General features: G+C 45.0%; 8 protein-coding genes and 1 pseudogene. 6 read left to right on the top strand and 3 right to left on the bottom strand.

The window, feature by feature from the left end; all coding sequences use genetic code 11:
* A pseudogene (locus ICN42_RS11825) lies at positions 1-116 on the top strand (IS30 family transposase); the annotation flags it as partial.
* A gap of 205 nt (positions 117-321) precedes the next feature.
* Here the strand turns inward: ICN42_RS11825 and ICN42_RS11820 are convergent.
* The 3 genes from ICN42_RS11820 to ICN42_RS11810 form a co-directional block, all read right to left on the bottom strand.
* The gene (locus tag ICN42_RS11820) at positions 322-1,254 is read right to left on the bottom strand and encodes a c-type cytochrome (protein ID WP_216255157.1); all 933 of its coding nucleotides are present in this window, start codon (positions 1,252-1,254) and stop codon (positions 322-324) included.
* A 33-nt stretch (positions 1,255-1,287) separates the two neighbouring features.
* Positions 1,288-1,959 (bottom strand): cytochrome c, encoded by a 672-nt coding sequence (locus ICN42_RS11815; protein ID WP_255539382.1) that lies wholly within the window; start codon positions 1,957-1,959, stop codon positions 1,288-1,290.
* A 145-nt stretch (positions 1,960-2,104) separates the two neighbouring features.
* Positions 2,105-2,413: a high-potential iron-sulfur protein gene (locus ICN42_RS11810; RefSeq protein ID WP_216255156.1), complete on the bottom strand. Its 309-nt coding sequence runs from the start codon at positions 2,411-2,413 to the stop codon at positions 2,105-2,107.
* A 213-nt stretch (positions 2,414-2,626) separates the two neighbouring features.
* On the opposite strand from ICN42_RS11810, the gene ICN42_RS11805 reads away from it, so the two are divergent.
* The 5 genes from ICN42_RS11805 (at position 2,627) to ICN42_RS11785 (ending at position 6,934) form a co-directional block, all read left to right on the top strand.
* Positions 2,627-4,648 carry a c-type cytochrome gene (locus ICN42_RS11805; protein WP_216255154.1) on the top strand — a complete coding sequence of 674 codons (2,022 nt, stop codon included), beginning with the start codon at positions 2,627-2,629 and terminating at the stop codon, positions 4,646-4,648.
* A 123-nt stretch (positions 4,649-4,771) separates the two neighbouring features.
* The gene (locus ICN42_RS11800) at positions 4,772-5,488 is read left to right on the top strand and encodes a Crp/Fnr family transcriptional regulator (RefSeq protein ID WP_216255152.1); all 717 of its coding nucleotides are present in this window, start codon (positions 4,772-4,774) and stop codon (positions 5,486-5,488) included.
* A gap of 101 nt (positions 5,489-5,589) precedes the next feature.
* Positions 5,590-5,802, top strand: coding sequence for a DUF2892 domain-containing protein (locus ICN42_RS11795; RefSeq protein ID WP_216255150.1), 213 nt, complete (start codon positions 5,590-5,592; stop codon positions 5,800-5,802).
* A 44-nt stretch (positions 5,803-5,846) separates the two neighbouring features.
* Entirely contained in the window at positions 5,847-6,413 is a 567-nt protein-coding gene (locus tag ICN42_RS11790) for a YeeE/YedE thiosulfate transporter family protein (protein WP_216255148.1), read from the top strand.
* Positions 6,404-6,934 (top strand): YeeE/YedE thiosulfate transporter family protein, encoded by a 531-nt coding sequence (locus ICN42_RS11785; protein WP_216255147.1) that lies wholly within the window; start codon positions 6,404-6,406, stop codon positions 6,932-6,934. Before ICN42_RS11790 ends, ICN42_RS11785 begins: the two co-directional genes overlap by 10 nt.
* The last annotated feature ends 494 nt before the right edge of the window (positions 6,935-7,428 follow it).

Below are 7,428 nucleotides of genomic sequence, written 5' to 3'. Positions count from 1 at the left end.
ACTCTCAAGCCAAGCTCAATGCAGTGGCAAGACAACTCAATGAACGACCTAGAAAAACACTAAACTATCAAACACCGGCAGAACGTTTTGCCCAATCTGTTGCATCGACGGGTTGAAATCAAGGTCGATAGGTGCCCGCTTGGTGAAATTGACTCAGGTGTCTCAAGTCGGACAGCAAGAGTCGTTGAATAATGTATAGGTGTGCCTAGGTGGGACGAATTCTCTAAAGCTATGGGGCACTGAGAATGTCATTATCTTGATCGCTATTATTTCTTTGCTGGGAAAATGTAAATTATTTCCCTGTAATTAAAGTCTCAGCTTTTACTTAGCTCCCTGACCTATCAGAACACCATCAATAGTACTTCCATAAAGATTCACACCATCGTCTTGATGGAAACGTTTGCGAGTTTTTTCTATATCCCCATCAATTAATCTAGGATCTTGTGGTCGTTCGTGCATATTCACAAATGCGGCAACATCCCAGGACTCGAGATCGCTTAAGGTCTCACCGCGTCCCAGGGGCATGTTGTGTTGAATAAAGCCTGCTGCGGTATTGATGCGGTGCATACCAGCACCCCAGTTATAGGAATCTTTTCCCCATAGCGGTGGAAATACATAATTTGAGCCAACTTTTTGACCCTCTCCATTCGAGCCATGGCAAATCTGACACTGCTTTTCGTAAACGACTTTACCGCGATTAATATCAAAGCCCCCTTTAGGCGGTGATGGTTCATCAAACCCACGTCCTGGAAGGGCTTTGCCTATTGGCGCACCAGTGGAAAGCCAGTAAGAATAAGCAGTCAAGGCAAGAATCACTTCACCGTCTGCGGGTGGCGGTGTGCCATTCATGCTGAAGCTGAAGCAGCCTTGAAGGCGTTCAGCGTAGGTGTTCACCTTATTATTTTTTTTGCGATAGGCTGGATACATTGGATAGGCCGCCCACATGGGTGAAGAATTCGCAAGCCTGCCTCTATCTAAGTGACAGTTAACGCAATTCATTTGATTCCCAACATACTGAGGGGCTAAGGCTTTTGTATTTACAAAGATTGCTTCCCCGCGCCGCACTAACTCTCCAAAAGCATTATTTTGTAAGTCAGCATCTGCTGGAGGGATGAAATAGACAACTTTATTTGTTTTGCTATGGGTAGAGGGAATTTGCGATTGATCCTCTAGCTTAGATTTGTCTAGGGCAAAAATGCTGCTAGATCCTAACAGGACGCTAACGATCAAAAAATTTCTAAAGAGTGTTTTCATAAGCCTATTTCTTGAGTATCTGAGGGCGGCGCTTTAGCGCAAACGATGCTGGGACTCATCAAAAGCTTCAGTCGAGTCACCCAGGGTTCCAAAGTATTCGGAAACAGCTTTTATTTGAGTGTCGCTAAGGCTGGCAGCAATATGCTGCATTAACCCATTGGGATCATTATGGCGCGTAGGTGGAGAGGCCTTTTTATTTTTAGCAGAAGCAACTTCACCTTTCCAGGCTAGCAGTTGAGACTCAAGATATAAAGGGGATTGTCCTGCAAGGGGAGGAAATGCATTTCCAACGCCAACACCATCTGGGCCGTGACAGAGCGTGCATTCTGGAATATTTTTACTCCACTCTCCGCGTTGGGCTATCCAGCCTCCACTACCTGGAATGGGGGGTGTAGTTGGCGCCTTGAGAACATTGATCTTGGGGCGCTTAGCGTAAGCGTTTGCAACTGCAATAATTTCTGAATCAGTCAGTGCTTTTGCAATGGGCTGCATGACAGGATTTTGACGACTACCTAATCTAAAGTCATGAAGCTGTTTTTCAATGTATGCCGCAGGTAAGCCTGATAGCCTAGGAAATCCAGCGGAGGGCATTCCTTTGCCATCGGGGGCATGACAGCTAATACAGGGCATTGCTGCAGGATTTTCGCCTCCATGAAGCATGATGGACTCACCATCTGCAGCGAAAGCACCAATTGAGCAAATCATGCACATGCACAATATGAGTTTGCTTAATCTATCAAAAAGGTTAACTTGCATGTCGACTGTGCCTGCCTACTCTATATTGATTTTGGGGTTTGCTTAAAGAAAAAGTCACCCAGAAGTGACTTTTTACAGTTTTGCTAAATCAGCATTAAGCCTTCTTAGCGTAGGCAGAGCACCAGCCCTTACCAGCAACTTGTTTGCCTGCAAACAAAGAGCAACCACCAGCAGCTGCACCAGCAGCACCTTGATACAAGGCGCAGTTACTACAAGCTTGTGGAGGGGCGTACTTGGCAAACTTTGCTTTATCTACTTTAGAAGCATCTGCTTTGTAACCTAAAGCAGCAGCTTGTGGATCAGTTTCAGCAACCATCGCTTGAGCTTGAACTTTACCGTTCAAAGCTAAAGTGCAAGCACCAGCAGCGGACAAAATCATAAATTGGCGACGACTATTTTTCATATGGACTCTATTGATAAAGGGGTATTGATTGAGATAGTGGAATTGTGCATCAGTTTCCCCGCCCTAAATTGCCAATTTTGTGGTGAAGCCCCTGGATTGCAATACATTTTTGATCTATGTCATGGTGCTTATTCGGGTTTCTACCATACTAGACAGTTGAGGCTTTGGTTATTGCGCCTATTTTCTACATCTCAGCTTCCCAATTGGATCTATATGAATCAGCTATTTAAAGTAATCACATTTACTGTCGCTATTGTTTGTGGTTATAGCGCTATAGCTGCAGAAAGCCCAAATAACTTCAGTGACTCGGTTAAGCGTGGTCAGTACCTCGCACACTTGGGTGACTGCGTAGCCTGTCATACCGACAAAGGTGGAAAGCCGATGGCTGGTGGGCTGGAGCTAAAAACACCTTTTGGGGCACTGTATTCAACCAATATCACGCCAGATCAAAAGACAGGAATTGGCGAATATAGTTTTGAACAGTTCGACAGGGTAATGCGCAAGGGAGTTGCGGCAGATGGCCACAACCTTTACCCGGCCATGCCTTACCCTTCGTATTCAAAAATGTCACCTGATGATATGAGGGCGCTCTACCAATATTTAATGCTGGGCGTTGCACCAGTGAACAAAGCCAATATAGAAAGTCAGATGAAATGGCCTTACAACATGCGTTGGGGCTTGAGTTTCTGGAATATCTTGTTTGGCGGTAGTAAGCCATTTAGCGCAGATGCCTCTCAGACTTCGCAGTGGAATCGAGGTGCGTACATAGTGCAAGGCATGGGGCATTGCGGTTCTTGCCATACCCCGCGAGGCATCTTATTTCAAGAGAAGGCAATGAGCCAAGAGGGATCGAGTGGAAAATATTTTCTCTCTGGATCAACGGTGGATAGTTGGCACGCAGTCAATCTCCGCAATCTATGGACTGTCCCAGAAATTGCCAGCTTCCTAAAAACCGGAAGAAATCAACATGCCACTGCCTATGGAACGATGACGGAAGTGATCGGTCTAAGCACACAGAATTTTACAGATGATGATTTAACGGCGATCGCGGTATACCTCAAGTCTCTTAGCGGTGAAGGTGAAAAACAAAGTCAACCGGTAGTGGCTGTTGAAAAGACTCAGCTGTACAAGACTGCCAGCGGCCTTTCTTATGTACAGTTTTGCTCTACTTGCCATATGAGCGATGGCAAGGGTGTACCTAAAGTCTTTCCACCTTTGGCTGGTAATAAATCAATCCTCTCTGAGGATCCAACCTCTGTGATTCATGTAGTGTTGAGTGGCTGGAAATCTGCTGAGACTAAAACGAATCATCGCGTTGTAGGGATGCCTGAGTATGGATCGCTAGCAGATGCAGAATTAGCCGGAATCATTACGTTCATTCGCTCTTCATGGGGTAATGCAGCCCCCGCTGTCACTGTTGATCAAGTGAAGACGGTTCGTGGACAACTTCATCTTGCTGCGCAAGCGGAGACCAAGTTTGTTACTCCTCGTTTTTCAAGGATGCTGGATAAATCCAATGCTAGTCAATTGGTTTATGGCATGCGTTTGATGTCGGAAACAGGGGTATTGCTACCTGAGAATGTGGGCAACAGCTTAAATTGCAGTAGTTGCCATACCAATGCAGGCACTGTAGCTAATGCTTCCCCATTTGTTGGTGTGGCAGCACAATTTCCCGCATATGCCCCGCGTGCAGGCAAGATCATTGACTTAGAAGATCGTATTAATGGGTGCTTCAAGCGCTCCATGAATGGAAAGGCGCTGGCAAAAGATTCAATTGAAATGAAGGCAATGATTTCCTATATGAAGTGGGTTAATGGCCCATACAAGAAGGATGAGCAAATTCCCGGAAGAGGTGTGGGCAAGATTGATAAAACCTTGATCCCCAATCTTGATAATGGAAAGGTCGTATATCAAGCTCAATGCGCGGTTTGCCATGGCGTTAATGGTGAGGGGGTAAAGCGGGCTGATGGTCGATATGCATTCCCGATGGTTTGGGGTGAGGAATCATTTAATCTGGGTGCGGGCATGGCTCGAACATATACTGCTGCTGCATTTATCAAGCAAAACATGCCGATGGGACATAACACCCAATTTCCTTTGGGTCAGGGCGGAGTATTAACTGATCAAGAGGCGGTTGATGTGGCGGATTATTTTTCACACATGGGTCGACCAGACTTTACCGACAAGACCAAAGATTGGCCTAATGGTGGCAAGCCTAAAGATGCCAGGTACTAGGGGGTATATTGAACCTTTAGCAGGAAGTGACGCCTCGATATGAGGCGTTTTTCTTATGTGTGCGCTAATACGAATATCTGCATAGTATCTTGCTTGTGGTGTTAACTTGAGAATACGGTAATGATGAAGCCAGTTGAAATAAAGATTGCTTGGCAGGGTCAAAGTGACTGTGAAACATGCACGATTCGTAGCTCCGCTTTATTCGCGGAACTAAATGAGGAGGACTTCTCTAAGATTCACTCCCCAATTGATGATTTGGGTTATGAGGCTAATTCTCCGATTTATTCTCAAGGTGAGTCTGCTCAACATGTTTATACCTTGCGCCAGGGTTATGTAAAGTTACTGCATCTCAACCCAGACGGTACTAGCAGAATTGTTAGGCTTGTAAGGCCGGGTGATTTATTTGGCATGGAATCTCTTTTGGGGGACCATTACAAGCATGCCGCTACTGCGTTAACTAATGCTCATGTGTGCAAAATTCCTAAAAATGTTATTTCAATTCTGGGGGAGGAATCTCCACGACTTCATCGTCAAATAGTGAAGAAGTGGGGTGAGGCGCTCTCTCAATCTGAGGGATGGTTCTCTGAGATAAATACTGGAAGAATTGAAGTGCGTCTTGCACGGTTCCTTTTGAAGTTGGCTAAAGAGTCAGGCTCCTTTGCTGTTGCCCCACTTTTCAAGCGAGAAGATATGGGTTTGATGATGGATGTCAAATTTGAGACGATTAGTCGTGCCTTGGCTTCTATGGCTGAGCAGGGCTTAATTAGCAATATCACCCGTCTTTCCGTACAAATTCCTAATATAGATACATTACGTAATTTCTCTGAAAAGGGAATTTAGTCTTTCTATCGCATTTCATTTCATGATCTAGATCAAAAGCCTCTCCCCAGATAGGCATAGACTTAATCAGTATTAATAAATCTTATCTATGTGGGGGTTATATGAAATGTAATGTTGGCCGTATCGATCGCGTACTACGCATCTCTGTTGGACTGGTCCTAGTTGGTTTAGCCGCAAGCAATGTGGTTGGCGTATGGGGCTGGATTGGCATTGTTCCTCTAGCCACTGGTTTATTCAAGTTCTGTCCACTCTATCCAATCTTGGGAATCAATTCTTGTGGCGCTGGCTGTGGCAATGGCAGTTGTTCTAAGTAATTTTTGCCAATAGCTAACAAGCAAATTACAGATGAGGATTCAAGATGATCAATCCAGAAAAAAATAGAGGATCTAGCTCTAAAGGCTGGAGTCCCTATTTGGCAGGAGCTTTAGTTGGAGTGCTGGCTATTATTTCTGTATATCTGACTAGCGTTTATATGGGCAAGTCAACCTATTTGGGGGCATCGACTACTTTTGTTCGCATGGCAGGTCTAGCAGTTCAAGTGGTAGATCCTAGCTATGTTGCACAAAATGTTTATTACGCAAAAGAAAAGGTTGTCATTGATTGGCAATTTCTAATGGTGATTGGCATCTTCTTTGGCGCATTGCTCTCCTCAAAAATGGATGGCAGTTTTAAGCTGGAGAGCTTGCCGCCTTTATGGGAAAAACGTTTTGGCTCTTCAGTTCCAAAGCGTGCTGTATTTGCTTTTATTGGTGGCATCGTGGCAATGATTGGCGCTCGCTTAGCCGACGGCTGTCCTAGTGGACATGGGTTAAGCGGCATGATGCAGTTATCAGTAAGTTCTTTTGTCGCATTAGCCATGTTCTTTGGTTTTGGCGTCATCGTCGCAAACTTTATGTACAGAAAGGTAAGCCAATCATGTCTATAGATCAACTATTAGGATTAGCAACTGGCGTTATCTTTGGTTTCTTATTGCAAAAAGGGCGTGTCTTGCGCTATGACAAGCAAGTTGCCGCATTGCTATTAAAAGACATGACGATTTTTAAGTTCATGCTCTCAGCCATTGTTGTGGGCATGTTTGGCATTTTGGCTTTGCATGAGATGGGGCTTATTACACTGAGCCTTAAGGCAATGAATGTCGGCGGCATTTTAGTGGGCGGCGCATTGTTTGGAGTAGGTTGGGCAGTCTTGGGCTATTGTCCTGGCACCTCAGTGGGCGCAGTTGGTGAAGGTCGCTGGACTGCAATCTTTGGTGTTATCGGCATGGTAGTTGGAGCTGGAATCTATGCCCAAATGTATCCGTTTTTTAAATCAACAGTTCTTGCGTGGGCTGACCTAGGTAAGATTGGCTTGCCAGAAACTATTGGTGTTAATCAATGGGTTATTGCAGTGGTATTTGCGCTAATTACTCTTGGCATGTTTCGTTGGTTTGAGAAAAAAGGACTTTGAAGATATGCGAGAGCTTTATGGTTGGCTCTCTCCATCCCTTAACCTAGCGTCGATCAAATAGACGCTTACTGAAGCGTCCTTTAAAAGGACATCATCCTTGTGTCAGTCAAATCTCCATCACACCACCGAACCGTCTTGTAATCCTTGCGTAGGTCAAAATAACTCAACCAAATCAATCTCATACAAACACCTATGAAAGTTTTGGGCACAAAGTTTACCTATGGTGGGGTTAACCTTGCAGGGCAGAAAGCGAAAGTTGGCTTAGGCGAATAATTGATAATCCTTGTGTCGGTGGTTCAATTCAACCCCGGGCCACCATGAAATATCAAAACCATCTTCGGGTGGTTTTTTCTTTGGGCGTCTGCTCTGGGTCTTGATTTCAACCCGTCGATGCAACACACTACAAACTGCGTAAGCGCAAGGAGTGTTGCTCATGAAACAACGACCTCGAATCTATTACACAGCCACCCAGAAGGATTTAATGTGGGAGCGCT

The sequence above is a fragment of the Polynucleobacter sp. 71A-WALBACH genome (assembly GCF_018882365.1).
In the GTDB taxonomy this organism is placed as follows: Bacteria; Pseudomonadota; Gammaproteobacteria; order Burkholderiales; family Burkholderiaceae; genus Polynucleobacter.
The sequence above is the reverse complement of the archived record's forward strand: the minus strand, read 5'-3'. Positions and strand labels throughout refer to the sequence as shown.

Bases quoted from the DNA above. Each gene is read 5' to 3' on its own strand.
- ICN42_RS11820 (WP_216255157.1), bottom strand. From the start codon at position 1,254: ATGAAAACACTCTTTAGAAATTTTTTGATCGTTAGCGTCCTGTTAGGA.
- ICN42_RS11795 (WP_216255150.1), top strand. From the start codon at position 5,590: ATGAAATGTAATGTTGGCCGTATCGATCGCGTACTACGCATCTCTGTT.
- ICN42_RS11790 (WP_216255148.1), top strand. From the start codon at position 5,847: ATGATCAATCCAGAAAAAAATAGAGGATCTAGCTCTAAAGGCTGGAGT.
- ICN42_RS11800 (WP_216255152.1), top strand. From the start codon at position 4,772: ATGAAGCCAGTTGAAATAAAGATTGCTTGGCAGGGTCAAAGTGACTGT.
- ICN42_RS11815 (WP_255539382.1), bottom strand. From the start codon at position 1,959: ATGATTTGCTCAATTGGTGCTTTCGCTGCAGATGGTGAGTCCATCATG.
- ICN42_RS11805 (WP_216255154.1), top strand. From the start codon at position 2,627: ATGAATCAGCTATTTAAAGTAATCACATTTACTGTCGCTATTGTTTGT.
- ICN42_RS11810 (WP_216255156.1), bottom strand. From the start codon at position 2,413: ATGAAAAATAGTCGTCGCCAATTTATGATTTTGTCCGCTGCTGGTGCT.
- ICN42_RS11785 (WP_216255147.1), top strand. From the start codon at position 6,404: ATGTCTATAGATCAACTATTAGGATTAGCAACTGGCGTTATCTTTGGT.